This is a genomic window from Micromonospora sp. NBRC 110038 (assembly GCF_020884815.1).
GTDB classification, from domain to species: Bacteria; Actinomycetota; Actinomycetes; order Mycobacteriales; family Micromonosporaceae; genus Micromonospora; species Micromonospora haikouensis.
Genome location: NZ_BBOL01000001.1, coordinates 260,910 through 286,052 on the forward strand (window position 1 = coordinate 260,910; position 25,143 = coordinate 286,052).

General features: G+C 71.2%; 18 protein-coding genes and 3 tRNA genes. 14 read left to right on the plus strand and 7 right to left on the minus strand.

Annotation, left to right across the window (positions count from 1 at the left end):
* The first annotated feature begins 121 nt into the window (after nt 1-121).
* From LPU61_RS01155 to LPU61_RS01165, 3 genes are all read left to right on the plus strand, one after another.
* The gene (locus tag LPU61_RS01155; protein ID WP_374199554.1) at nt 122-415 is read left to right on the plus strand and encodes a type II toxin-antitoxin system RelE/ParE family toxin; all 294 of its coding nucleotides are present in this window, start codon (nt 122-124) and stop codon (nt 413-415) included.
* A complete protein-coding gene (locus tag LPU61_RS01160) occupies nt 412-723 on the plus strand; it encodes a helix-turn-helix transcriptional regulator (protein ID WP_043961997.1) in 312 nt (103 codons plus the stop codon). Before LPU61_RS01155 ends, LPU61_RS01160 begins: the two co-directional genes overlap by 4 nt.
* A 183-nt stretch (nt 724-906) precedes the next feature.
* The gene (locus LPU61_RS01165) at nt 907-1,584 is read left to right on the plus strand and encodes a septal ring lytic transglycosylase RlpA family protein (RefSeq protein ID WP_229403803.1); all 678 of its coding nucleotides are present in this window, start codon (nt 907-909) and stop codon (nt 1,582-1,584) included.
* 79 nt (nt 1,585-1,663) lie between these two features.
* Here LPU61_RS01165 and gabT read toward each other — a convergent pair whose 3' ends face one another.
* Entirely contained in the window at nt 1,664-2,935 is a 1,272-nt protein-coding gene (gene gabT, locus LPU61_RS01170; protein WP_229403804.1) for a 4-aminobutyrate--2-oxoglutarate transaminase, read from the minus strand.
* 3 nt (nt 2,936-2,938) lie between these two features.
* Nucleotides 2,939-4,375 (minus strand): gamma-aminobutyraldehyde dehydrogenase, encoded by a 1,437-nt coding sequence (locus LPU61_RS01175; RefSeq protein ID WP_043962000.1) that lies wholly within the window; start codon nt 4,373-4,375, stop codon nt 2,939-2,941.
* 162 nt (nt 4,376-4,537) lie between these two features.
* Between LPU61_RS01175 and LPU61_RS01180 the strand changes: the two genes are divergently transcribed.
* Nucleotides 4,538-5,977, plus strand: a complete 1,440-nt coding sequence (locus LPU61_RS01180) for an aldehyde dehydrogenase family protein (RefSeq protein WP_229403805.1) — start codon at nt 4,538-4,540, stop codon at nt 5,975-5,977.
* 37 nt (nt 5,978-6,014) lie between these two features.
* Here LPU61_RS01180 and LPU61_RS01185 read toward each other — a convergent pair whose 3' ends face one another.
* On the minus strand, nt 6,015-7,244 hold the full coding sequence (locus LPU61_RS01185) for an SUKH-3 domain-containing protein (RefSeq protein ID WP_052503823.1): 1,230 nt from the start codon (nt 7,242-7,244) through the stop codon (nt 6,015-6,017).
* A gap of 80 nt (nt 7,245-7,324) precedes the next feature.
* Here LPU61_RS01185 and LPU61_RS01190 point away from each other — a divergent pair, with 80 nt between their 5' ends.
* From LPU61_RS01190 to LPU61_RS01210, 5 genes are all read left to right on the plus strand, one after another.
* Complete coding sequence (locus LPU61_RS01190; RefSeq protein ID WP_043962002.1) at nt 7,325-7,747, plus strand: YbaB/EbfC family nucleoid-associated protein; 423 nt, start codon at nt 7,325-7,327, stop codon at nt 7,745-7,747.
* A complete protein-coding gene (locus LPU61_RS01195; protein WP_043962003.1) occupies nt 7,744-8,088 on the plus strand; it encodes a hypothetical protein in 345 nt (114 codons plus the stop codon). The genes LPU61_RS01190 and LPU61_RS01195 overlap by 4 nt, the downstream gene beginning before the upstream one ends.
* Before the next feature lie 16 nt (nt 8,089-8,104).
* Nucleotides 8,105-12,400 (plus strand): toxin glutamine deamidase domain-containing protein, encoded by a 4,296-nt coding sequence (locus LPU61_RS01200; RefSeq protein WP_229403807.1) that lies wholly within the window; start codon nt 8,105-8,107, stop codon nt 12,398-12,400.
* A 69-nt stretch (nt 12,401-12,469) separates the two neighbouring features.
* Nucleotides 12,470-12,850: a hypothetical protein gene (locus tag LPU61_RS01205; protein WP_229403808.1), complete on the plus strand. Its 381-nt coding sequence runs from the start codon at nt 12,470-12,472 to the stop codon at nt 12,848-12,850.
* A 184-nt stretch (nt 12,851-13,034) separates the two neighbouring features.
* Nucleotides 13,035-13,107: transfer RNA gene (locus LPU61_RS01210), tRNA-His, on the plus strand.
* Nucleotides 13,108-13,197: 90 nt separating this feature from the next.
* Here the strand turns inward: LPU61_RS01210 and LPU61_RS01215 are convergent.
* Both LPU61_RS01215 and LPU61_RS01220 read right to left on the minus strand, forming a co-directional pair.
* Nucleotides 13,198-14,493, minus strand: coding sequence for an Ig-like domain-containing protein (locus LPU61_RS01215; RefSeq protein ID WP_043962006.1), 1,296 nt, complete (start codon nt 14,491-14,493; stop codon nt 13,198-13,200).
* Between the two features lie 200 nt (nt 14,494-14,693).
* Complete coding sequence (locus LPU61_RS01220) at nt 14,694-15,965, minus strand: Ig-like domain-containing protein (RefSeq protein ID WP_043962007.1); 1,272 nt, start codon at nt 15,963-15,965, stop codon at nt 14,694-14,696.
* Nucleotides 15,966-16,151: 186 nt separating this feature from the next.
* On the opposite strand from LPU61_RS01220, the gene LPU61_RS01225 reads away from it, so the two are divergent.
* Nucleotides 16,152-16,227 (plus strand) — tRNA-Lys (locus LPU61_RS01225).
* A gap of 93 nt (nt 16,228-16,320) precedes the next feature.
* Here LPU61_RS01225 and LPU61_RS01230 read toward each other — a convergent pair.
* Both LPU61_RS01230 and LPU61_RS01235 read right to left on the minus strand, forming a co-directional pair.
* Nucleotides 16,321-17,262 carry a GlxA family transcriptional regulator gene (locus LPU61_RS01230; RefSeq protein WP_229403809.1) on the minus strand — a complete coding sequence of 314 codons (942 nt, stop codon included), beginning with the start codon at nt 17,260-17,262 and terminating at the stop codon, nt 16,321-16,323.
* 17 nt (nt 17,263-17,279) lie between these two features.
* On the minus strand, nt 17,280-17,714 hold the full coding sequence (locus LPU61_RS01235) for a DUF6010 family protein (protein WP_229403810.1): 435 nt from the start codon (nt 17,712-17,714) through the stop codon (nt 17,280-17,282).
* A 1,065-nt stretch (nt 17,715-18,779) separates the two neighbouring features.
* On the opposite strand from LPU61_RS01235, the gene LPU61_RS01240 reads away from it, so the two are divergent.
* The 4 genes from LPU61_RS01240 (at nt 18,780) to LPU61_RS01255 (ending at nt 24,726) form a co-directional block, all read left to right on the plus strand.
* Nucleotides 18,780-21,254 carry an RICIN domain-containing protein gene (locus tag LPU61_RS01240; protein WP_229403811.1) on the plus strand — a complete coding sequence of 825 codons (2,475 nt, stop codon included), beginning with the start codon at nt 18,780-18,782 and terminating at the stop codon, nt 21,252-21,254.
* Nucleotides 21,255-21,381: 127 nt separating this feature from the next.
* Nucleotides 21,382-21,457 (plus strand) — tRNA-Lys (locus tag LPU61_RS01245).
* A 429-nt stretch (nt 21,458-21,886) separates the two neighbouring features.
* On the plus strand, nt 21,887-22,663 hold the full coding sequence (locus LPU61_RS01250) for a hypothetical protein (RefSeq protein ID WP_374199612.1): 777 nt from the start codon (nt 21,887-21,889) through the stop codon (nt 22,661-22,663).
* Nucleotides 22,664-22,695: 32 nt separating this feature from the next.
* Complete coding sequence (locus LPU61_RS01255) at nt 22,696-24,726, plus strand: NACHT domain-containing protein (RefSeq protein WP_229403813.1); 2,031 nt, start codon at nt 22,696-22,698, stop codon at nt 24,724-24,726.
* Nucleotides 24,727-25,143 lie beyond the last annotated feature (417 nt).

Sequence of the window (25,143 nt, forward strand, 5' to 3'; positions counted from 1 at the left end):
CCTGAGCTATAGTTTCGGCATGGGTGCGGCAGCGAGTCGGCGTTGGTCCGTGCGGGTCACCGGGGAAGTCCGGGAATGGCTCCGCGAACTCCGGCGGACCGACCTGGACACCTACCGATCCGTGAGCGTCGCGGTCGACATGCTCGCGGAGGTAGGGCCGGCGCTCGGCCGCCCGCTCGTGGACACCCTGCGCGGGTCGAGCATCAGCAACCTCAAGGAGCTGCGGCCGAGATCCGGGCGGGACGTCGCAGTCCGGGTGCTGTTCGTCTTCGATCCGTGGTCCCAGGCGGTGCTGCTCGTCGCCGGCAACAAGGCGCACAACTGGACCCGGTGGTACCAGGAGAACATCCCGCTGGCCGAGATCGCCTACAAGGCATGGTTGCACCACGAGAGTCAGCGAAGGGGGAAGACGTGACCGAGTTCCACGACTGGGAGAACGTCCGGGAGGAACTCCGCGACGACGACGGGGCGTATGAGCAGGAGCGGGCCCGGACCGAGGCATGGGTGAGCGCCTTCCACCTCGCCGAGGAGCGCAAGCGGCTCGGGCTCACCCAGCGCCAGGTCGCCGAGCTGATGGGGGTGACGCCGGGACGGGTCAGTCAGATCGAGAACGGCGATCTCGACGTCAACGAGGTCGCCACCCTGAGCCGTTACGCGGCGGCGCTGGGTGCGCGGCTCCGGATCATCTTCGACTACGGCAACGACCTGCGCCAGATCGCCTGACGCTGAGAAGGAAGGGCCCCTGTTAGCGCTTTCGGTATAGGAAGGGCCCCTTCCTGACAGCCCTTGCGCGGACACGCCGTCGGCCCCGGAATCGGAAACCTTCCTGACCGATGGCTGAACCCGGCAGCGCTCCCAGTCCGTACCGCTCGGCGTAGGCCGATCATCGGACGACGGGAGAGGCACGTGAGGGTACGGCGAACGCATGTCCTGGCGGCGGGGGTGGCCGTGGTCGCCTCGGCGGTGGTGGCGGTCGGGACGGGCCTCGGCTTCGCCGAGACGGCACCGGCTCGGCAGAGCGTGTGCCAGGGTTCGGTGACGTTCTCGGCGGAGGGTGGTGGGCCGGCGGCGACGAGTGACCGGTTTGCGGTGGGTACGCGGTTGCGGGTGACCAATCTGGACAACGGTCGTGCGGTGACGGTGGTGGTTACCGGCCCGTCGGGGAGTTGTGTGCTGCTCAACGCCGCCGCGATGGACCTCGTCCGGGAGCCAGGCAAGAACGTCGTGCGGCGCAACGTGGTGGAACGCCTCGACGGCGGCGGCACACCCGCGCAGTCCGGCGGGGCAACGGCCCAGCCCGGTGCCCAGCCCGGGGGTGCGACGGCGGCCCCACCCGCACGGCCGAGCGCCTGCCAGGGTTCGGTGACGTTCTCGGCGGAGGGTGGTGCGCCGGCGGCGACGAGTGACCGCTTTCCGGTGGGTACGCGGTTGCGGGTGACCAACCTGGACAACGGTCGTGCGGTGACCGTGGTGGTTACCGGCCCGTCGGGCAGTTGTGTGCTGCTCAATGCCGCCGCGATGGAGCTGGTGCGGGAGCCGGGGAAGAACGTCGTACGGCGCAACGTGGTCGAGGTGCTGCGCTGAATGTGGTGCTGCGCTCAGGCCGGGTGGCGGGGCGGCCGGCGACCGATGACAGGTCGCCGGCCGCCCCGCAGAACCCGGCTCAGCCGAAGGCGGCGTCGAGGATGTCCAGGCCCCGGGCCAGCTCCGCGTCGGAGATGACCAGCGGGGGCAGGAAGCGCAGCACGTTGCCGTACGTGCCGCAGGTCAGGGTGAGCAGGCCGGCGGCGTGGCAGGCCGCCGACACCGCCGCCGCGGCGGCCGGGTCCGGGACCAGGGTGCCCGGCTGCACCAGCTCCACGGCGAGCATCGCGCCCCGGCCGCGTACCTCGGCGACCCGCGCGTCGCGGGCGGCGATGGCGCGCAGCCGGTCGGCCAGCGTCGCGCCGATGCGGCGGGCGGCGGCGGCCAAATCCAGCTCGTGCATGGTCTCGATCGACGCGAGCGCCGCCGCGCAGGCGATCGGGTTGCCGCCGTACGTGCCGCCGAGGCCGCCCACGTGCACCGCGTCCATCAGCTCGGCCCGGCCCGTCACGGCCGCCAGCGGCAGCCCGCCCGCGATGCCCTTCGCCAGGGTCACCAGGTCCGGCACGACGCCCTCGTGGTCGCAGGCGAACCAGTCGCCGGTGCGGCAGAAACCCGTCTGGATCTCGTCGGCGACGAAGACCACCCCGGCCGCCGTCGCCCACTCGCGCAGCGCCGGCAGGAACCCCTGCGCGGGTACGACGAAACCACCCTCGCCCTGGATTGGCTCGATCAGCAGCGCGGCCACGTTCTCCGCCCCGACCTGCTTCTCCACCGTTTCGATGGCCCGCGCCGCCGCCTCGGCCCCGGACAGCCCCCCGTCGCGCAGCGGGTACGACATCGGCACCCGGTAGACCTCCCCGGCGAACGGCCCGAACCGGTGCTTGTACGGCATGTTCTTCGCCGTCAGCGCCATCGTCAGGTTGGTCCGCCCGTGGTACGCGTGGTCGAACACCACCACCGCCGGCCGCCCCGTGGCGTGCCGGGCGATCTTCACGGCGTTCTCCACCGCCTCCGCGCCCGAGTTGAACAGCGCGGAGCGCTTCTCGAAGCCGCCCGGGGTGAGCGCGTTGAGCTGCTCGCACACCGCCACGTACGACTCGTACGGCGCGACCATGAAGCAGGTGTGGGTGAACCGCTCGACCTGCTCGCGCACCGCCTCCACCACACGCGGGGCGGAGTTTCCGACGTTGGTGACCGCGATGCCGGCGGCGAAGTCGATCCACTCCCGCCCGTCGACGTCGGTGATCGTGCCGCCGCCGGCCCGGTCCACGTACGCGCCGACGACGCTGCCGACGCCCCGCGCCACGGCCGCGCCCCGCCGCTTGTGCAGCTCCTCCGAGGACGGCATTGGTCAGCCCTCGATGTTGTGCATGACGTGCTTGATCCGGGTGTAGTCCTCCAGGCTGTAGACCGACAGGTCCTTGCCGTGCCCGGAGTGCTTGAACCCGCCGTGGGGCATCTCCGACACGAACGGGATGTGCGTGTTGACCCAGACGCAGCCGAAGTCCAGCCGGCGGGTCATCCGCATCGCCCGGCCGTGGTCGCGCGTCCACACCGACGCCGACAGGCCGTAGTCGACGCCGTTGGCCCAGCGCACCGCCTCGTCCTCGTCGGAGAAGCGCTGCACGGTGATGACCGGCCCGAACACCTCCTGCTGGATGATCTCGTCGGCCTGCCGCACCCCGGAGACGACGGTGGGGGAGTAGAAGAAGCCGCGCTCGCCGACCCGCGACCCGCCCGTCTGCACGCTCGCGTGGTCGGGCAGCCGGTCGACGAAGCCGCTGACCCGGGCGAGCTGGTTGGCGTTGTTCAGCGGGCCGTACAGCACGTCGGCGTCGTCCGGCGCGCCGGTGCGCGTGTTGCGGGCCTGCTCGGCGAGCGCCGCCACGAAGTCGTCGTGGATGCCCGGACCGGCCAGCACCCGCGTCGCCGCCGTGCAGTCCTGGCCCGCGTTGAAGTAGCCGCCCACGGCGATTGCCTCGGCCGCCGCCGCCACGTCCGCGTCGTCGAAGATCACCACCGGGGCCTTGCCGCCCAGCTCCAGGTGGGTCCGCTTCAGGTCCGGCGCGGCGGCGGAGGCGACCTCCATGCCCGCCCGGGTCGAGCCCGTGATCGACACCAGCTGCGGGGTCGGGTGCGACACGAGGGTACGACCGGTGTCCCGGTCGCCGCAGACCACGTTGAACACCCCCGGCGGGAGGAACTCGGCGGCGATCTCGGCCAGCAGCAGCGTCGACACCGGCGTGGTGTCCGACGGCTTCAGCACCACCGTGTTGCCGGCGGCGAGGGCCGGGGCGATCTTCCACACCGCCATCATCAGCGGGTAGTTCCACGGGGTGACCTGGGCGCACACGCCGATCGGCTCCCGCCGCACGTACGAGGTGTGGCCCGCCATGTACTCCCCGGCGGACCGGCCCTCCAGCAGCCGGGCCGCCCCGGCGAAGAACCGGAACTGGTCCACCGCCGGCGGCAGCTCCTCCTCGGCGGTGAGCTGGCGGGGCTTGCCCGTGTTGCGCACCTCGGCGTCGACCAGCTCGGCCGCCCGCGCCTCCACGGCGTCGGCGAGCTTCAGCAGCGCCTTCTGCCGCTCGCCGGGGGTGCTGTCCCGCCACGTCTCGAACGCGGCGGAGGCCGCCCGCATGGCCGCGTCCACGTCCGCCGCGCCGGAGACCGGTGCCTGGGCGAAGACCTCGCCGGTGCACGGGTCGACCAGGTCGGCGTACCCGCCGTCGGAAGGATCGACGTACTCGCCGTTGACGAAGTTGCGCAGCTGCTGCTGGTCGCTCATCAGGTGTCTCCGAGGGATGCCGGGGATGCGGACAGCGGAGGTTATCGGAATCTGACTGCCATCTTCGCTACTGAATTCGCGGCAGACAAGGGCATGAGCGACTGTTTCCGTGTGGGAATTGCTGGTTACCGTGCGGCGGCGGCTCGGCTACGCTGCCGAGGTGTGGAGCCGAGAGCCTTCTTCGTCGCCGGCCGCCCCGCACACGGCGAGGGCGAGCTGACCGTCACCCACCCGTACGACGGTCGCCCGGTGGGGCGTACCACGCTCGCCACGCCCGACCAGGTCGAGGCCGCCGTCGCCGCGGCGGCCGCAGTGGCGGCGCGGGCCGCGGCCCTGCCCGCGCACGCCCGCGCGGCGGCCCTGGACCACGTCTCCCGGCGGCTCGCCGAACGGGCCGACGAGATCGCCGACCTGATCACCGCCGAGAACGGCAAGCCGGTCAAGTGGGCGAGGGCCGAGGTGGGGCGGGCGGTGTCGACGTTCCGCTGGGCGGCCGAGGAGGCCCGCCGCTTCTCCGGCGAGCTGCAACGCCTCGACACCGACCCCGCCGCAACCGGGCGGATCGCGCTGGTCCGGCGGGCGCCGAAGGGGCCCGTGCTGGGGATCGCGCCGTTCAACTTCCCGCTCAACCTGGTCGCGCACAAGGTCGCCCCGGCCATCGCCGTCGGCGCGCCGATCATCGTGAAGCCGGCCCCCGCCACCCCGCTGTCGGCGCTGCTGCTCGGCGAGCTGCTCGCCGAGACCGAGCTGCCCGCGGGCATGTTCTCGGTGCTGCCGCTGCCCAACGAGCGGGCCGCCGAGCTGGTCGCCGACCCGCGGCTGCCGGTGGTGTCGTTCACCGGTTCCGGGCCGGTCGGCGCGGCCATCCGCCGGGCCGCGCCCGACAAGCACGTCACCCTGGAACTGGGCGGCAACGCGGCGGCGGTGATCTGCGAGGACTGGAACACCGACGAGGACCTCACCTTCGCCGCGCAGCGGATCGCCACCTTCTCCAACTACCAGGCCGGCCAGTCGTGCATCGCCGTGCAGCGGGTGTACGTGCACGAGTGGCTCTACGACGCCTTCCTGCCGAGGCTGGTCGCCGCCGTGGAGGCGCTGCGCACCGGCGACCCGGCCGACCCGCTGACCGACGTCGGCCCCTTGGTGTCGGTCCAGGCCGCGCAGCGGGTCGAGGCGTGGGTCGACGAGGCCGTGGTGGCCGGGGCGACCATCGAGGTGGGCGGGCGGCGCGAGGGAGCCACCTACCCGCCGACCGTGCTGTCCGGCGTGCCCGCCGACGCCAAGGTGTGCGCCGAGGAGGTCTTCGGGCCGGTGCTCGTGGTCGCCCGGGTCGAGAACGACGCCGCCGCGTTCGCCGCCGTCAACGACTCCGCGTACGGGTTGCAGGCCGGCGTGTTCACCCACCGGCTCGACGTCGCCTTCGCCGCCCATCGGGTCCTCGACGTCGGCGGGGTGATCGTCGGGGACGTGCCGTCGTACCGGGCCGACCAGATGCCGTACGGGGGCGTGAAGGGCAGCGGCGTCGGGCGGGAGGGCCTGCGCAGCGCCATGGACGACTACACCGACGCGCGGGTCCTGGTCCTCACCGGGGTGCAGTTGTAGCGCCTCCGGCCGGCGGCGTCGCGCTCGTCGGCTGGTGTCACCAGGTGCCGTCGTCGTGGACGCGGGCGGGGGCCCGGCCGAGCAGCAGGGTGGTCAGGGCGGCGTCGATGTCGTCGCCGAGGAACCACTCGCCGGCCTGGTCCAGCGCGAAGACCCGGCCCCGCTCGTCGACGGCGATGATGCTCTCCTGGTTTTCCGTGCCGAGGGGGAACAGCCGAACGCCGAGCACGGCGGCGAAGTCCGCGAGCGTGTCGGCGTTGTGGGCGACCAGGTGCGGCATGATGTCGAACCGCGAGATCCACACCTGCTGGCCGGGGCCGCGCCGAGACCCGATCAGGCCGGGGAACCGGGTGATGGCCTCCACCGCCGCAGGGAACGCGACGTGGGTGTGGTTGGCCCCGGCGACGGCCGTGACGTCCCGCACGGCGGCGGCGGCCATGATCTCGTCCCCGACGTGCGGGGCCCAGCCGGCGGCGACGAGGGCGTGGGCCACCTCGTCGGGGAAGCGGCCCGGCTCGGGTGCCGGAGCCGGATCCGGCACCCGGGGCTGCCGGAATCCCAGGTCGGACCAGGGGAGCACGTTCATGTGCACCAGGAACCGCAGGCACGAGTCGCAGGGGCGGTCGCCGGGCCCGCCCGCCGGGTCGCGCGGCTCGCGCACCCAGTACAGCTCGAACTGGCTGCCCGCGAAGAGGACCCGCGCCTCGTCGAGGGTCGCCGGGGCCCGGCCTTCGGCGGCGCGCTGGTGGTCGTGTTCGTGCAGGACGTCCGACACGACGATCAGCTCGGCGTGCCGGTCCACCCCCCGGACCAGGTGGCCGGGCGGCTGCGCGTCCAGGTATTCCCGGACGAGCCGGTGGTGCCGCAGCACCGCCTCGCCCTTGGCACCCCACGCGCGGTGCATCCGGCCGCCCACGGTCAGGTGCGCGGCCGTGCCGGGGGTCGGCAGGCGACGGATCTCGCGGAGCAACTGACTCGCCGGGTCGACGGTGCGCGGCGCGGGCTGCGCCGGCCGGCTGCGCCGGTACATCTCCCGCACGGCGGGGAACGGCAGGCGCGGCCACGTCGAGACCTCGCCGGTCTCCTTGTCCACCACCGTGGTCGGCAGGTCGCCCGGGGGGACCGCGGCCGACGGGGTCACCGTCGACGTGATCAGGTAACCGAGGTCGAACTCCTCGACCAGCGGGGCGCACTCGTGCCCGAGGCGCTGGGAGTCCCGGTGGGCCCAGACGGTGGCGAGCTGTTCGGCCTGCTGACGGTCGATCACCCACCCGAAGTTACCGGACCCCACGGAATCCGTGGCGCCCGGTATGGTCTGCCGTACCGAGGGTGACGGGGAGGTCGGCGTTGGCCGAGAGCGTGGACCGGGAGGCCAACCGGGCGCTGCGAGCCCGGTTCGACGAGGTGCACGGGCAATACCGCCAGCTCCGTTCCGGTTTGGACGAGCTGCGGTCCAGGCTCGCGGAGCTGCGGGTCACCGCGCGCTCCGACGACGGTCAGGTGACCGTGGTGGCCGGTGCCCGGGGCGACGTCGTCTCGGTGGAGCTCACCCCCGCCGCTCTCCAGGCCCGCGATGCCAGGGCCCTGAGCCGCAAGATCACCTCGACGGTGCACCGCGCCGCCGTTGCAGCGGTCGCCGCCACCCAGGACCTGGTGGCCGGCTACCTGCCGGCCGGGTCGGGGGCCATGGAGTTCCTCCGCACCGGTGACTTCGACACCCTGCTGGGCCGGGCCGACGCCGTCATGCGGGGCGGGGAGCGACCGACGTGACCGACGGGCAGCTCTGGCTGGATCCGGGCCGCGCGCGGCGCGGCGGGGCCGACCTGACCTCCGCCGGTGAGGCCGTCACCGACCGGCGGGCCCAGGTGGGGGGCCAGCTCGCGGCGGCCAGCGCCGCCCGCCCCTGGGGGCGCGACGACATCGGCGCGGCGTTCGAGAAGCAGTACCGGGGGTTCGAGGAGACGCTGCTGCGGGCCTGGGCGGGCCTCGGTCGGGCGCTGGAGCACCTGGGCGAGGACGTCGTGCGCTCGGTGGACAACTCCGTGCGCACCGACGCGCACAACGCCGGCCGACTCGACCGGATCTCCGACCAGCGGCCCGCCGGGCGCTGACCACTCGGAGGCCCCCGTGACCCTGCTGCCGAGCCCTATCCCGCACCCGCTGGACTACGCGCCCTGGGAGCTGCCCGGCTGGGTCTACGAGGCGCTCGACTGGGTGATCGGGGTCGAGTGGCCGGAGGGCAACGAGAAGGCGGTCTGGGACCTGGCCGACCAGTGGTACGCCGTGGCCGACGCCCTCGCCGGTCCGCGCGCCGACGCGGTCGCCGCCGCCGGTGAGGTCCGCAGCGGGTACGGCGGGATCGGTGCGGTCGCGGAGGCGTTCGACGCGGCCTGGAAGCGGGTGGCCGAGGGCGACGAGGCCCCGCTGCCGGTGCTGCTGGCGGTCAGCGGTGACCTCGGCCGGCTCGTCGAGGAGTGCGGCTGCGACATCGAGGGCGCCAAGCTCGAAGTCTGGATCGAGCTGGGCATCCTCGTCGTCGAGCTGCTCTCCCTCGCGGTGGCGGCGGTGCTCACCGCCGGTGCCGCCTCGCCCGCCGCCGGTGCCGCGATCGCCGCCAGCCGCTTCGTCGTGCAGCAGATCTTCAAGAAGCTGCTGGCCCAGCTCGCCCGCAAGACCCTCAAGCAGGGCCTGAAGGAGGCCGGCGAGCGCGCCGCCAAGCGGGTGGCCGAGGGCGGCATGCGCGGCCTCGCCCGGAAGGCGGCGCGCGGCGGGTTGGAGGAGGCAGCCGAGGAGTCGGGGATCACGCTCGCCACGCAGGCGTACCAGAACTCGACCGGCCGCCGGCACGGCCTGGACCTGACCGACGCGGGGATGTCCGCGCTCGGCGGCCTGGCGGGCGGGGCGGCGGCGCCGCTGGCCGGCCTCGGGCGGCACGCGACCGGCCGGGTGGCCCGGGTCGGCGAGCACTTCGGCCGGGAGATGACCGGCGAGATGATCGCCGACCAGGCGGCCAACCTCGCCACCGGGCAGGGCCTGGTGTCGCTGGAGGACGCGGCGCGGGCCGCCGCGTCCGGGGCCACCGGGTCGACCACCGCGCAGACCGACGCGGCGCTGCAGCATCGCCTCGACGGCCGGATGGCCGCTCTCGCGGGGGCGTCCTTCGCCACACCCGACCTCGGCGCGCTCGCCCCGGCTCCGACCGATGCGACGCCCGCTCCGGCCCCGACCGACGGCGCCCTCGGCGCGGACCCGGAGCGTCCCCCCGTCCCGCTTCCCCGCGACGGGGGAGGGCCCGGCCCCGTCGCCCCGGCCACGGTCGAGGCGGCCGGCGACGCGCTGCGGACGCACCACCCGTCGTCCCTAACCGAGTCGTCGCTCGTGGCCGCCCACGCCTCCGGCCCGGTCGACGGCGGTCACCTCGGCCACGTGTCGACCGCGTCGGCGCAGGTGCCGACGGAGCCGGTGGCGCAGTCGCCGGCCACGCCCGGCGCGACCGACGGGCCGGGGATCTCCCGCGCGACGGTCAGCCCGACGCTGTCCGCGGTCGCCCCGGTCGAGCCGCCGCAGCTCGACACGCGGGGAGCCGGCGCCCTGCCCGCGCCCGTCGCCGCTGCCACCGTCGCCGACGGCATCGCGCCGCACACCGGCGGCGCGCCGGGGACTCCGACGACGCCCCACCCGCCGGCCTCGACGAGCGGCACCGTCGCGCCGCCCCCGGTGACCCCGCCGACGGTCGGCACGGGCCCGGCGGGCCCGGCCAGGCCGGCGGCCCCCGGACACGACGGCCCGCTCCCGCCGCCGCCCCGCTTTCCGCTGCTGCGCTCGCTGGATCCGCGGTCGCGGTCCGCGGACCATCCCGTCCCGCCGCCGCGCAGGTCACCCGAGTGGCAGGCCAGGCAGCGGGCCGAACGCGAGGCATACGACCGGCATCGCTACCAGGCCCGCTTCCACCAGCAGCGCGCCCTGCACGAGGACAACCGGCGGTATGACGACTCCCAGGAGCTACGTTCCCGGTACGAGTTCTTCCAGCGGCGCGCCAGCGAGTACGCCGCCTACGCGCTCAGCCTGAAGCAACGCGGGCAGGACTACCTCGCGACGTCGTGGCACCGGATGGCGGTGGCGGACGAGCGGGCCGCCCACGAGTCGCGGGAGTTGGCCGACGCGGTGCTCGCCGGCACGGTCACGCCGCAGTTCGTCGAGGTCAGCGACCCCCTCGACTTCTACTCGATCAACACGGACGATCCGACACTCGTCGTCGGGGAGGTGGACACCGACGGCCCCTCGGCGCTGACCGGAGACGACCACCCGCCGCCGATCGACCGGTCCCGCCGGTACGGGCAGTGGGGCGGGCTCCGGCCCCCGTTGGCGCTGCACCAGTCCGACCTCGAACGCGCGATGCCCCGCGACGCAGGCGGGCGGGTCCTGCGCACCGCCGACCCCCGACGGGGCGGCTGGTTCCGGCTCGCCAACGACGGCGGGCCGGCCGCCGACCCGACCCGGGGCATCAACTGCCTGGACTGCACCCTGTCCCTGTACGAGACGTGGATGCACGGTCGCCCCCGGGTCTCCGCGCCCCGCACCTTCGACGCGTACGCCGCAGGGGACATCAGCCGGCCGCTCGGCGGCGAGCTCGGCGGCCCGGGGCGCGTCGAGGACGCCACCGGAGGGCGCTTCCAGAAGCTCGTCGACCCCGACGACGGCACTCCCGCCGGCGACAGGTGGAGTGTGGTCAACCGGGGGTTCGGCAGCGTCGAGAGGCAGCTACGCGCCGGAGGGCACGGCAGCTACGCGTTCCTCATCACCACGTACGAGGGCGGCGGGTCGCATGCCTGGGTGGCGCTCAACCAGAACGGCGGCGTGCTCTACCTGGATCCGCAGAGCGGAATCGTGTCCGACATGCCGATCTACATGCACAGCGGGCTGCCGGCCCCGCACAACGTGACCGGCATCGACGCCCTGGTCCTCGGGCCGGACGGGCGGCCGATGCCGTTCGCCGGGGTCGGGCCGGGGCAGTTCAGCCAGCGTGCAGAGGTGACGGAGCAGCGGCAACGGCCGCAGCCGGAGGACCGGTCCCGGGAGTGGCGGCCCAGCCCCGACGACCCCACGGACGACGAGCTGTACGTCAACCGCCTGCACCTGCTCGAAGGCCCCGGCTCGGCCAGCCCGGCGCCGAGAGGAACCGATGGCACCACGGAGAGCGTGAGCTTGCCTGCACCCGGGGCAGGAGACGAGGAGACCGCCGAGGCCAGGGAGCGACGTGTCCGCAGGGAGGCTCGCGCCCAGCGTCTCTCGGACGGCATTTCGGTCGAGGAAGTCGTTTCGGCCAGCTCTGATCTTGACCAGATCCTCTCTGCGGGCGTCACACCAGCCGAGTTGGCCGGCAGGCTGGACGACTCAACCCTGCGTCGACTCGTTCCACGCCTTGATGATGGGGCGGCGCAGGATTTGGCGAGGCTGCTCAGCGGCCCGGACGTTCGGCAGATGCTCGCCGACACCTGGGAGTCGCCGCCGCCACGGGAACCGCTGCTTGCGCCGACATTGTTGAAGCAGCTTGCGCTGACTCCCGATGTGGCGCGGCTCATTCTGGCCGCGCCGGAACTCGCCAACTCCTTGGCGGCACGGCCGGTGACGCTGAACCATTTGGCAACGCACCAGCAGGCGATCGATGTTGTCGCCTCGGCCCTTGCGGAGGTCCAGGGGGAAGCCCTCGGGCAGCCGGCAATCGAAGAGAACCCCAGGCCTGGGGCCACGCCACTGAAGCCCGCCCACCTCCGAATCAGTGCCAGCGTCAGAATTCCAGCCGCCGTTATCGGCCAACCTGGCTTCGACCGTAGTCGACGGGGAGATGCTTCCTACCGGGCCGAATACCTCGATGCCCTCTATGCCGCGGCCGAGGTGGTGCAGCCCGAGTTGACAAATCTCGCGCAGCGGCTGGCAGAGTCTGGCGGGCGGAGGGTCGGCAAAGCAGGCTGGCGGCGGGGACCAAAGGAACGCGGAAGGGCCAGAGACAAGATCGACGAGTACGAGGGGGACGTTTCGCGCCTCGTTGATCTGGCCGGGGCTAAGGTCGAGTTCGAATCCCTCGACGACTTGTACGAGGCTCTTGAGCGGTTGACCGGGTTTCCCGAGGTGCAGATCGTAAGGTTCAAAGACCGATTCAAGGCCCCGCAGAGCAGTGGCTACCGCGATATCCTGCTCGTGTTGAGGATGCGAAACGGGCACTTGGTGGAGCTTCGCCTCCACTTGGCCAGTCTGGATCGGATAGCGCTCTGGGAGCATGCTCTGTACGAGGTTCGGCGGGACTTGGAGTCGTTGGCGCGCCAGGAGGATAGAATGATGTCGGCACGCGAGCGGGCGATATGTAACGCTATCTTGAAGCGCGAGCAGCAACTGTTCTTGCGAGCACTCGAAGAAAATCTGTAAGGGGCGTGTCAGGTGGAAGTTGCTCCGGGGCTCGTTCTTCCTTCCTACTATCTCTACTACGCATCTCCGGTGAAGATCGTAGGGACGCCGGAGGGTGGCGCTCGGGTCTGGCGTGTGTCGGTCGACACGGGTGGTTGGAAAGAACGTAACGACCTTTTCTCGGAGGTTGTATTTGCGGTAGGTGGAGAGGTTTTTGCGCGTTCTGCCGACGAGTTTGTCCAGGACGTCGAACAGTATCGCGGCCACTACCTTTCGGGTGAGGGTCCGATCTTCGCACTGTACGAAACCGTGAAGGCAATAGTCGACGTGGAGGCGCGGGAAGGTCGTTACCTAACGGACCGGGAGACGGCCTTGGTCCAGGGCATCAGGCGGCGGACGTTCGTCATGTTCGAGGAGCAACTGCAGCGGGAGGGCGACCCCGGCGCTGACCCGACCATCGCCGCCTCTTAGCAGCCAGCGGGCATACTCGTAGATTTTGGTACGAAACGGCCCCTCTATGGGGCGTTTCGTACCAAGATCTCCCTTCGCCGCGTCTGGGGGCGAGACGGGGCAGGAACCCGGTGGACGTGGGTGGCGGGGGTGAGGCTATTATTAGTCCCGCACGCCGCCCGGTCCTGCCGGAGCGGAGCGCATGGTGGCTGTAGCTCAGTTGGCAGAGCACCGGGTTGTGGTCCCGGTTGTCGTGGGTTCAATTCCCATCAGTCACCCTCAGCACGAAGGCCCCCTCCGCTCGGAGGGGGCCTTCGTCGTTGCCGCGCTGCCGCCCAGGGCCGGAGCCCCGGGGGCCAGGGTCAGGGTCAGGCGGTCGGTTCGGCGCTCGGTGACTCGGTCGTGTCTCCGGGGGCGTCCTCGGCGTTCGGCGAGGCGGCGGCGTCCGGGTCGTACGGGAGAGCGCTGCCCTTGACGTACTCGTCCCAGCTCATGTTCCAGTCGGTCCAGCCGTTGCCGTTGGCGAGTTTGCGTTCGGTGCCCTTGACGGTGATCGGGTCGCCGATGCGGGTGTTGTCGAACAGCCAGGCGCCGTTCTTCATCGAGACGTTGACGCAGCCGTGCGAGACGTTGACGCTGCCCTGCTGGCCCTCGGACCAGGGCGCGGCGTGGATGAACTCGCCGCCCCAGGTGAGGCGCTGCGCGTAGTCGATCTTCGTGCGGTAGCCCTCTTCGGGTCCGAGCTCCTCGAAGGTGTCGAAGACCGTCTTGCGCAGCTTCTCGATGACCACCATCGTGCCGCTGGACGACGGCGTGCTCTTCTTGCCGAGGCTCACGGGAATGGTCTTGATCACCTTGCCGTCCTTGGTGACGGTCATCCGCTTCGTCTTGTTGTCGACCGTCATGATCACCGCCGGGCCGGTCTTGATGTCGACGGTCAGGTCCGCCCGGCCGTACCAGCCGTCGCCGAGGGGGAGGCCGCCGGCCTGCACCCGGTACGAGATGGTGCTGCCGGCCTTCCAGAACTCCTTCGGCCGGTAGCGGACCTCGGTGGGGCTCACCCAGTGCCAGATGCCCTCCTGGGCCGGCGTGGAGGTCACCGTCATCCGCCGCTGGATGTCGTCGCGGTAGTCCTCGGGGATGGCGCGGCTGAACTTCACGATCAGCGGCATGCCGACGCCGACGACCTGGTTGTCGCCGAGGAAGCTGCTGACGCGTACCTGCTTGCCGGGCTTGGCCATGGTGGTGAAGGTGCTGGTCGCCTGGGCCGGCTTGCCGTCGTCGCCGGTCGCCGTGACGGTGGCCGTGTAGGTCTCGCCGTACTTCAGGACACCTTCGGGCAGCCAGCTCTTGCCGTCGGCGGCGAGCGCGCCCTCGACGGGCGCGCCGGCCGAGTCCTTCAGCTCGACCGCCGTGTCCTTCGCCTCCTTCGTGGTGAAGGCGATGGCGGTGGACGCCGGCACGTCCTTCGCATCGGCCGCGGGCTCGGTGATGGTCGCCGCGGCCTTGGGTGCGCTCTCGCCGCCCCCCTGCCAGGCCGACGGCTTGCCCCCCTCGCCGTCGGTGCAGGCGCTGGTGAGCGCCAACACGGCGGCGAGCAGCCCCGCCGCGAAGACGCGGCGTCGACCACCGCGCCGGGTCAACTGGTCCTGGGTTGCGCGCATGATTCCCTCACTGTCGTGGTGCCCCGGTTGCCCATCGTCTCTCACTGACGCACGGAAACGGATACTCGTTGCCGGGGGTGAAGAGAAACACTCGAACCATGATGTCTGAATCTGGCGAAAAGCCGCACTTGGCGAATGATGCTCGCAAATGACGGGGGCGGGCACCGGAATACCGGTGCCCGCCCCCGTGCCGGGTCCTGTCAGGCCAGCGCCGGCCCGGCGCCGCCCTCCGGCACCGGCAGCGCGCTGCCCTTGACGAACTCGGACCAGCTCAGGCTCCAGGCCGTCCAGCCGTTGCCCTGAACGAGCTTGCGCTCGGTCCCCTTGATCGTGATCGGATCCCCGACCCGGGTCTGGGAGAAGAGCCACTTCGCCTGCGCCATCGAGACGTTGACGCAGCCGTGCGAGACGTTCTGCCGCCCCTGCACGTGCTCGGACCAGGGTGCGGCGTGGATGTACTCGCCGCCCCAGGTGAGCCGCTGGGCGAAGTCGATCTCGGTGACGTACCGGTTGGCCGGGTCCGGGTCGTCGCGGGTGTCGAAGACCGTGGACTCTTTCTTCTCCATCACCACCATCGTGCCGCTGGAGGAGGGGGTGCTCTTCTTGCCCAGGCTCACCGGGATCTTCCGGAGGAGCTGGCCGTCCTGGAAGACGCTCATCTGCTTGGTGGCGTTGTCGACCTTCATCTCGAACGCCCGACCGATCTTGGCGGTGGCGCTCCGGTCGACGTTGCCGTACTTGCCGTTGCTGAGCGGGATGCCGGCCAGCGCGATCCGTACGCTGATCGTGGTGCCGGGCTTCCAGTACTCCGGCGCCCGGTAGTAGGCCTGGGTGCCGTTGGAGACCCAGTGCCACGCGCCGGGCTGCGGCGGGTCGGTGCGGACGAACATCCGCTTCTGCACCGCGGCCCGGTCCTTCTCCGGGATACCAGGGTGGAACTCGGTGACGACCGGCATGCCGACGCCGTACGTCTTGTCGTCGAACAGGTAGAGCCCGGAGGCGATCATCGACTTCGGCTTGGCCATCGTCGTGAACGTGCTGGTGCCCTGCCTGGTCTCGCCGCCCGCGCCGGCGGCGTTGACGGTGGCCGTGTAGCGGGTGCCGAACTTCAGCGGCTTGTTCGGCACCCAGGAGGAGCCGTCGGCGCGCCAGCGGCCCTCGACCTTGTCGCCGTTGGCGGCGGTGAGGGTGAGGTCGGTCACCTTGCCGCCCTCGGGGATCTTCGCGGAGATCTCGGTGCTGACCGGCCTGTTCTTCGCCCCGTCCGCCGGGCTGACCTTGAGCGTCGGGTCGGCGCTCGTGGCCGGATCGGCCGGTGCCGTTCCTGTCTCGGCGGCGACGCTGCTGCCGACGGCGGGCGCACCGTCGACGAACTCCGCCTTCTTCTGGTCGTCGCCGCACCCGGTCAGTGCCAGCGACGCCATCAGGCTCAGGGCGCCTACCGTCGCCCCGGCCCGCGCGAACATGCCCATTCCCACCTCTGTTCTCGCGTACCTGGCGGACATCGTGCCGCATGACGGCCATCGGCCACCGCCCGCGCCGCCAATCGTGAGAGATTGGGGGGCTTTTGTCCGTTAAGCGTGCCCGAAGGGTGGAGCCGGGTATCGGATTGGAACCCCGCTCAGGAGGCGTGCTAGGGTTCTCTCCGTTGCCAACGAGCGCCGCTAGCTCAACTGGCAGAGCAGCGGACTCTTAATCCGCGGGTTCGGGGTTCGAGTCCCTGGCGGCGCACCAACGACAAGACCCTGACCTGGCATTAGCCGGCCAGGGTCTTCTTGGTTCTTGTGGACCGACGGCCCGCTTGCGGAGACGGCACCACGTTCGCGGTCACCCGCTGCGGAAGCTACGCCGATACGCCTGCGGGCTGGTGCCGGTGATCCGCTTGAAGCGGTCTCGGAAGGCAGCGGTGGAGCCGAAACCGACCTGCGTCGCCACCCGGTCCACGGGAAGGGCCGTGGTCTCCAGGAGGTGCTGCGCCTGGTGGACGCGGACCCGGTGCAGCCACCGCAGCGGGGTGGTGCCGGTCTGGTCGCGGAAGCGCCGGTTCAGCGTCCGGGTACTCATGCCGGCGTGGCGGGCGATGTCGGCGAGGGTCAGCTGACACCGGGCGTTGTCGCGCATCCAGGCCAGCAGCGGCTCCAGGGGCGCCCCCTCGGGGGCCGGTGGTTCGTGCGTGATGAACTGGGCCTGTCCGCCCGCGCGTTCCAGCGGCATGACGGACAACCTCGCCGTGTCGGCGGCGACGGCGGCACCGTGATCGCGGCGGATCAGGTGCAGGCACAGGTCGAGCCCGGCGGCGGCGCCGGCGGACGTGAGGAACTGGCCGTTGTCCACGTAGAGCACGTTGGGGTCGACCTGGATTCGCGGATGCCGGGCGGCGAGCTGGTCGGTGGCGAGCCAGTGCGTGGTGGCGCGGTGTCCGTCGAGCAGGCCGGTGGCGGCGAGCGTGAACGCGCCGCCGCAGATCGAGGCGATCCGGGCGCCGTTCGCGGCGGCGGCGCGCAGCGCGTCGAGGACCGCGGTGGGCGTCGCGGCGGCGGGGTCGGAGACACCCGGCACGACGACGGTGTCGGCGTCGGCGAGGACGTCCAGGCCCCACGGCACCGTGATGCTGAACGCCCCCGTGGTGACCGTCGGCGTGGCGGCGCAGACGAGGACGCGGTAGCCGGCGCGGCCGTCGGCCAGGCGGGTGCGGTGGAAGACCTCCATCGGGGTGGCCAGGTCGAAGGGGACGACGCTGTCGAGGGCGAGCACGGCCACGGTGTGCATGGCGGAAATTCAACCAGTCAGGGCCGTGCGGTGGCCGTCGGGCGCGCGTCGGCCGCCCGACGCGTGACCCGGTCGAAGAGATCTGTGACCGACAGGCCGCCGGTGAAGCACCAGAGCGCGATGACCGGATCGCAGAGCGCGCAGCCGAAGGACGAGTCGTGCAGCGACGGGATGATCGGGGTGCCGCGCCGGTGGTGCACGACGTCCCAGACAGTGTGCAGGAGCCAGCCGACCCCGATGAAGGTGTATGAGGTCAGCCCGGCGTAGCCCACCACCAGCAGCAGCGCGCAGAAGGCCAGCTCCCACAGCCCGAACCCACCACCGCTGATGTAGGCGGCCCCGGCGCCGGTGACGACGAGCGCGTTCAGGCGCCGCCGGTGCGGCTCCGGCACGAGGGAGTTGAGCCCGACGTAGACCAGCCCGATCACCACCGGCATGACATAGCGAAGCACGATCAAGCCTCTCTGCGTTCCCGTTGACGCGTGTCGGGAGGGAGCCTAGGAAGGTCTGCCACCGGGAACGAGAGGCGAAAGTGCCACGGTCCGCCGGATTCTCGCCACCACCGTCTTCGCCGATGCCACCGCACCGGGAGTCGCCGGCCGTGCTGCCGGCGTCCCGGGGCGTACATCTGGTGGTGGACCCGTCCGGAGCCGCGACCGGGCAGGTCACGCCAGCGCTGAGGCCAGGCCGCCCCTGCCCTGCCGGGCCGGTGTGCGAGCGCGCTGACGTCTCGGCCCGTTCCCACCGAGCGCCGCTGGCCCAGCTGGCAGAGCGGCGGACTCTTGATCCGCCGGTCGGGGCCTTCTTCGCGTACGCCGATGGTGGTTCGCGGCCCGCCGCCTCGGCGGGTCCAGCCGGTGCCGCGTGCCTGGTATGCGACGGCCTCCTCGCCGCCCGCCCGGCATCGCCCGTCGCCTCGTCGTTGCTCCCTCCGGCAGTCGGTGGGGCCGACCACGATTATGCATAGTCGACGGACTATCTGACGGTTGCGCCGCAAACGTATGACGTCTACGCTGCAAGGCAGAATTCTGTGACCATGGGCAAGAGGGCGTGAGCGGGCAGCGGGCGTTCCCGACGGCACGATAGGTGCCGCCGGTCGGTGCTTCTCGCTCGAATCGTACGTGGCCTCGCGCCTGTTCTTGCTGCTCCTTTGTCAAGCAACCACCATGGTCGGAATCGCCCCGCTTTCTCTCCCCCCGTCGACCATTTTTCGTGCGGTGGTCCATCGTCGCGCCCCGAGGACGAGTGTCCAGCGAAAATGTCCTATCGGCGGTAAGTGAAAGGAATGGTACGTGAAGCTAGCCGTCTCTACCGCTCGAAGGTCACTGCTGGCCGTGGCGCTGGTCGTCGCCTCCACGCTGCCGGCGGTCGCCGCGAACCAGCTGCCCGCTTCGGCCGCCGTCCAACAGACCTACTATGTCGCCCCGGACGGAAACGACGCCAACCCGGGAACGCTCCAATCGCCATTTCGGACACTGCAACGTGCGCGGGACGCCGTCCGTGCGGTGAATTCCAGCATGACGGGCGACATCCAGGTGTACCTGCGCGGTGGAAGTTACCCGGTGAACAGCACGATCGAGTTCGGGGCCGGTGACTCCGGCACCAATGGATACCGGGTCAGCTATTCCGCCTACCCCAATGAGACCCCCGTTCTCGAAGGTGGGGTGCAGGTGACCGGGTGGACCCAGCACAGCGGCAACATCTGGAAGGCGCCGCTCGACCGCGCCAACAAGCTGCGCGCGCTCTACGTCAACGACAAGCGGGCGTACATGGCGTCGAAGACGATCGGCTCGGCGGGCTGCTACGGGACGTACACCATCACGGCCGGGCAGGCCGCGTGGGCCTGGGAGTCGGGCTCGCAGTGCGACGGCGCCAAATACAACCTGAACGACTTCCCCGCCGTCGCCCGCAACGCCGACGACATCGAGATCGAGACGGCGACGACCTGGACCACGGCGATCGTGGGGGTCCGCCAGGTGACCACGAGTTCCGACGGCGCCAACAGGGTGGCGCTGTTCCAGCAGCCGGGTGCCGCCATCGCGCAGGGCGCGTTCAACGGCAACGCCCAGACGGGCGGCAGCCACAAGGTGATGAACGCCTACGAGTTCCTGGACGCGCCGGGTGAGTTCTACTTCGACAAGGGCAGCCGGACGCTCTACTACTACAAGAGCAGCGCCGAGAACATGGCGACCGCGTCGGTCTTCGCGCCGAACAACGTGACCACCCTGCTGCGGGTCGCCGGCACCTCGACGAGCAGCCACGCGCGCAACATCACGTTCTCCGGCCTCACCGTCCAGCACTCCGACTGGAACCTGTTCAACGTCGCCGGTTCGTCGTTCAAGCAGGCGCAGCAGGGCAACCTCGGGGCGCAGGCGTACGCGAAGCGGAACTTCCACGACTACTACTACCGCAACGTCGACGTCACCCCCGGCATGATCCAGGTGGAGAACGCCGACGGGATCCTCCTGCAACGCAACCGCATCCAGCACACCGGTGCCGACGGCATCAACATGGTCAACGACGTGCAGAACAGCCAGCTGATCGGCAACTTCACCAACGACGTCGCCGGCTCCGCCATCACCGTCGGCCATCCCCAGCACGTCTACATCGGCGACGGGACGTCGACCAACCGGGAGAAGTGGTCGCCGCAGGTCGAGGGGCTGCCGAAGAACATCGACATCAGGAACAACTACCTCTACGACAGCGCGGTGCTGTTCAACGGGCACAGCCCCATCTCGGCGTACTTCGTCGACACCCTGACCGTGCAGCGGAACCGGATCGAGAAGTCACCGTGGTCGGGCATCACGCTCGGCTGGGGCTGGTGGAACTTCGACGGGTCATCGGGCTCGATCGCGCCGAACCGGCCGACCACGACGGCGCGGAACAACACCATCAGCCACAACCACATCATCGACACGGTGCAGCGCCTCAGCGACACGGCGCCCATCTACACGCTGGGCAGCCAACCGGGCACCACGATCACCAACAACTATCTCCAGGGCGTGCCGTCCGGGCACAAGTACGGCCTCCACCCCGACGAGGGGTCGGCGTACATCACCTTCCGCGACAACGTCCTGAGCGTGGACAAGAACGTCACCTGGCTCATCAACTCCGACGACTTCGGGCGCAAGCACGACCTGAGCATCACGCAGATCTACGGTCCGATCAACAAGGTCTCAAACAAGAACCTGCCCAACAGCACGGTCAACGACATCATCGTCTCCTCCGACTACGTCTGGCCGGCACCGGCGTACGGCATCGCCGCCAACTCCGGCCTGGAGGACGCGTTCCGGGACATCGTCCCGGCGGCCAACCTGTCCCTGCCGAACCACGTCCTGCCGGCCAGCACCTACGTCACCAGCGGAACGGCGTCGATTCCGATCCGGAGCGCCGGCGACGCGACCAGGGCGGTCTGGCTGGCTCCCGCCGGCACCACCACCTTCACCGCCGGCCCGACGATGACCAGGGCCGGCGGCACCGACACGTCCATCGCCGTGCCGACGTCGCAGGGCGAGTACCGGCTCTACGTCCTCGACGCACAGGGCAACCGGTCGGCCGAGTCCAGCTCGATCGTCCGGCAGCAGGGCACCGGCAGCGGCCAGCAGGGTGGCCGGCTCGTGGGCGGCCAGTCGGGCCGCTGCGTCGAGGTGCCGAACTCCTCCACCACCAACGGCACCCAGGTGCAACTGTGGGACTGCGCCGGCGGCACGAACCAGCAGTGGGCCTACACCGCCGGCAAGCAACTGACCGGGTACGGCAACAAGTGCCTGGACGCGAACGGCGCGGGCACGAGCAACGGCACCACGGTCATCATCTGGGACTGCCACGGCGGCACGAACCAGCAGTGGAACCTCAACGCCAACGGGACCCTCACCAACGTCCAGTCCGGACTCTGCCTCGATGCCAACGGTGCCGCCACCGCCAACGGCACGAAGATCATCCTCTGGTCGTGCAACGGTGGCACGAACCAGCAGTGGAGCCTTCGCAACTGACCGGCAACTCGGGGCCGGGCCGACTCGGCCCGGCCCCGGGCAGTTCCGGCCCATCGTGCGGGGCCCGGTCGGCGGGGTGACCTGGTGCGCTCCGGGGAGGTGCTAACCTGCTCTGCGTTGTCAGCGGGCGCCGCTAGCTCAACTGGCAGAGCAGCGGACTCTTAATCCGCGGGTTCGGGGTTCGAGTCCCTGGCGGCGCACCAGCAGCAAGGCTCTGACCTGGGGTTTCACCCTGGGTCGGGGCCTTTCTCGTTTCCGCGTCGGTGGCGTGGTGCTCGGTGGATGCCCGGGAGCCGTTGTACCCGGTCGCCGTTTGGCGGGACGCGGCGCGGTGCTTGTGGACGTCGGTGGCTGTCATGACGTTCGTCGCGGTGCACCTGATGAAAGGCTGCCGGTGGGGTGCCACGGGCGGCAGCGGGCGTTGCTGAGGACCGGCCCCGGCTGTCGGTGTCGCCCGCCTGGCATCGATATCAAGTCCTCCGGTGAACCGGGGAAACCTCACCTCCGAGCCCATCATGACCAGGTCATCGCGATGAAAAGGCCTCACTGTGCGGGGATTCGCTTCGCCAAGGGGTGGTAGAAACAAAGCGACTGACCGGTGTGCCGAGCGGAGGGTGAAATGGGTGTCTGACATCGCGGACCCGAGCCGGCACCTCGTCCTCACCGTGGACGTGGAGCGGTACAGCGGGCGGGACAACGTGCTCCAGTGGCGTGTCCAGCAGGCCCTGCCGAGGATCATGCAGCAGGCCCGGGAGGAGCTGGGCCTACGCCCGGACGGCTGGCTGGTCCAGCCGGGCGGCGACGGGCAGCTCGCGATCTTGCCGCAGGGCACCAGCGAGCGGACGGTCGTGACCCGGCTTGCACCGACCGTCGACCGGTTGCTCCGCGAGCACAACCATGGCCTGGCCCCGGAGGCACGCATCCGGCTGCGGATGGGCGTTCACGAGGGTCTGGTCCATCTGGACGGCGGGAACGGCTTTCCCGGCGAGGCCGTCGTCACGGTCTGCCGGCTGGTCGACTCACCGCAGCTCAAGGCCGCCCTGCGGCGGTTCCCCGACGCGCAGGTGGCACTGATCGTGTCGGACCGGCTCTACCAGGATGTCGTCCGGCACTATGGTGACCTGCGGCCAGAGCACTTCCTGCGGGTTACCGCCAGCCTGCCGGAGAAGAGCTTCGACGCCGTCGCCTGGATCCACCTGCCGGGCGAGAACGCCGCCGCAGCCACCGCAGAACAGCCCGTCCCCGCTGCCACCCCGGATCAGCCCGCACCAGCCGTCGCCCCGCACCAGTCCTCCGCTGGTGGTCAGACCTTCCAGCACATCACGGCGCACGGGCCGGCGGCGTTCGGCAACGGCAACGTGGTCACCACGTACGGTTCCGCCGACGGCGCGACCCCGCACCGGCCCTGACGATGGCGCAGGATCGTCCCCGTACCGACCAGGTGGCACCGTCACCCGAGCCGGGTACCAGCGTCCACCAGGCCAGCTACTCCGGGATCACCACTCACGGGCCGGCTGCCTTCGGTAACCACAACATCGTCAACCAGGTCAGCTACCGGAGCGCCCCGCCCACGCACGCCAACGACGTGCTGGTGTCGAAGGCCCTGGAGGCCCTGGCGAGACAGGTGGAGACCGAGCGACGGCGGGACGAGGAGCGCAGCCAGGTGTTGCGCCGCCCGCTGCCGGTCCGTTGGGCGGTGACCGCCGCCGCCGGCTCGGCGATGGCCGACGTCGACTGGTCGTCGGTCGGGCTCACCGACGACCGGCTCCCGACCGGCGGGTTGGACGACCTCGCCGGTCTTCTGGCCCGGCGGCTGCCGCACCGACGATTGGTGATCCTGGGTACGGCCGGTGCGGGCAAGACCGTGCTGGCCACCCGGCTCGTGCGCGATCTGCTGCGGGACCGCCTGGCCGGCCAGCCGGTCCCGGTGCTGCTGCCCGCCGACACCTGGCACCCGGGCGAGCAGCACCTGCGGGAGTGGATGGCGCAGCGGCTGGCCCAGGATCATCCCCACCTGGGGGGACCGGCCCCGGCCCCGGGCCGCTCGCGCGACCGTCGGACGATGGCCACCCACCTGATCGAGAGTCGGCTGGTGCTGCCGGTCCTCGACGGGTTGGACATGATCGGCGACGGGCTGCTCGGCACAGCGCTCACCGAGCTGAACGGCCTCGGCGCCGAAGAGCCGCTGGTGGTGACCAGCCGCGTCGAGCCGTACCAGGACGCGGTCCGGACCGCCGGCTGCGGGTTGTCCCGGGCCGCGGTGGTGGAGGTGCTGCCACTCACGCTGGCCGAGGCCCGGAACTACCTCGCCCCCGCAGGCGGAACCGGGCGGTGGCATCGGGCCTTCGCCGAGTTGGCGAACGACCCGGACGCCCCGCTCGCCCAGGCCCTGCGGACGCCGCTGATGGCCTGGCTGGCCCACACCATCTACGCGACAGCGACACCCACGGCCGCCACCGCCGACCCGGCCGCCACCGTCGCCGATCCGCGGGAACTGGGCGACCGGGCCCGTTTTCCGGACCGGGACGCCATCGCCGACCATCTCATCGACGGTCTGCTGCCGGCGGTCTATCCGGCCGAGCCGACCCCGACGAGCCGCCGGGACTCCGACGAACGGTGGCACCGTCAGGATGTGGAACGGGCGCTGTCCTTCCTGGCCCGGCACCTGCGCCGGACCGACACGCACGAGATCGCCTGGTGGCGACTCGACCGGGCCGTCCGGCACCAGCGAACCCTCTGGACCCCGCTGCTCATCGCGCTCTACGGACTGTTCGTCGGGCTCGGGCACAGCCTCACCGCCGGCCTGGCGATGGGGACGGCCCTGGGCCTGATCGGGGCGAGCCGGCGGGCCCGCACGCGGCTGGGCTGGGTCGCCAGCGAGACCCCGTTCCGCACGAAGATGAGCTTCCGCCGGCTCGGGGCCACCCTCTGGTACGCCCTCGTCTCCACCACGACGCTGGCCGTGCCGCTGCTGGCGGGGCTGGTCCTGCTGGCCGTGCCGGGGGCCGGCCCGCTGGTCATCACGGCGGGCGTGCTCCTGCTGCTGACGGCAGCCGCCCTATTCGTCCGGCTGAACTGGCGGCGCAGAGAACGCGACCTGACCCGGGAGCTCGTGGTGCCTGCCGATCCGTCCCGCGTCGTCAGTCCGACCTCGACGTTGCGCGGCGACCTCGCGGCGGGACTGATGGTCGTACCGCCGACGATCCTGCTCGGCGTACCGCCGGCGATCCTGTTCGGCACCGTCCGCCCGATAATGGTCGCGACCGCGTTCATCGTCGGCTGGATCGGCGCTGGTGCCTGGGCCAGGTACACGGTCGCCCGGGTCGTCCTCGCGGCCCGGGGGCACCTGCCGTGGCGGACCATGGCCTTCCTCGACGACGCGGTCGACCGGGGCGTGCTGCGGCGGGTCGGTGCCGCGTACCAGTTCCGGCACCCCCGGCTCCGCGACCGGCTGGCCGAGCATCCCCGGTGACCGCTCAGCCCGGTGCGCCCGGCGCCTCGTCGGGGTAGCCGGTGGTGACCGTAACGCCGGGAGGACGCGGGCTGTCATGGTGTGTCGGCGTGGTGGCTGCACGGTGACGCGCCCGACGCCATGCCAGCCCCACCGGCGGTCGGTGTCCGCCGCCGCCCAGAGCGCCGCCACCAGGGCGAGCGACGCCGAGGCCAGCAGCAGGGTCAGCAGCGTCCGGGGCGAGCCGGACGTGCCCAGGGCGACACCCGCGACGGAGGAGATCAGCGCGCCGCCTCCGATGGCCGTCGCGGCGGACAGGCCCGTCGCGGTTCCGGCGCGGCTCGGGTGGTCGGACATCACCCCCAGGTTCACGACGGGGGTGGTCAGGCCGTTTCCGATTCCCACGAAGACGCAGACGGCGAAGACCGCGACGGGGTG

Coding starts and splice junctions, on each gene's coding strand:
- gabT (WP_229403804.1), bottom strand. CDS start 2,935: ATGCCGTCCTCGGAGGAGCTGCACAAGCGGCGGGGCGCGGCCGTGGCG.
- LPU61_RS01175 (WP_043962000.1), bottom strand. CDS start 4,375: ATGAGCGACCAGCAGCAGCTGCGCAACTTCGTCAACGGCGAGTACGTC.
- LPU61_RS01215 (WP_043962006.1), bottom strand. CDS start 14,493: ATGCGCGCAACCCAGGACCAGTTGACCCGGCGCGGTGGTCGACGCCGC.
- LPU61_RS01220 (WP_043962007.1), bottom strand. CDS start 15,965: ATGGGCATGTTCGCGCGGGCCGGGGCGACGGTAGGCGCCCTGAGCCTG.
- LPU61_RS01230 (WP_229403809.1), bottom strand. CDS start 17,262: ATGCACACCGTGGCCGTGCTCGCCCTCGACAGCGTCGTCCCCTTCGAC.
- LPU61_RS01240 (WP_229403811.1), top strand. CDS start 18,780: ATGACGGGCGACATCCAGGTGTACCTGCGCGGTGGAAGTTACCCGGTG.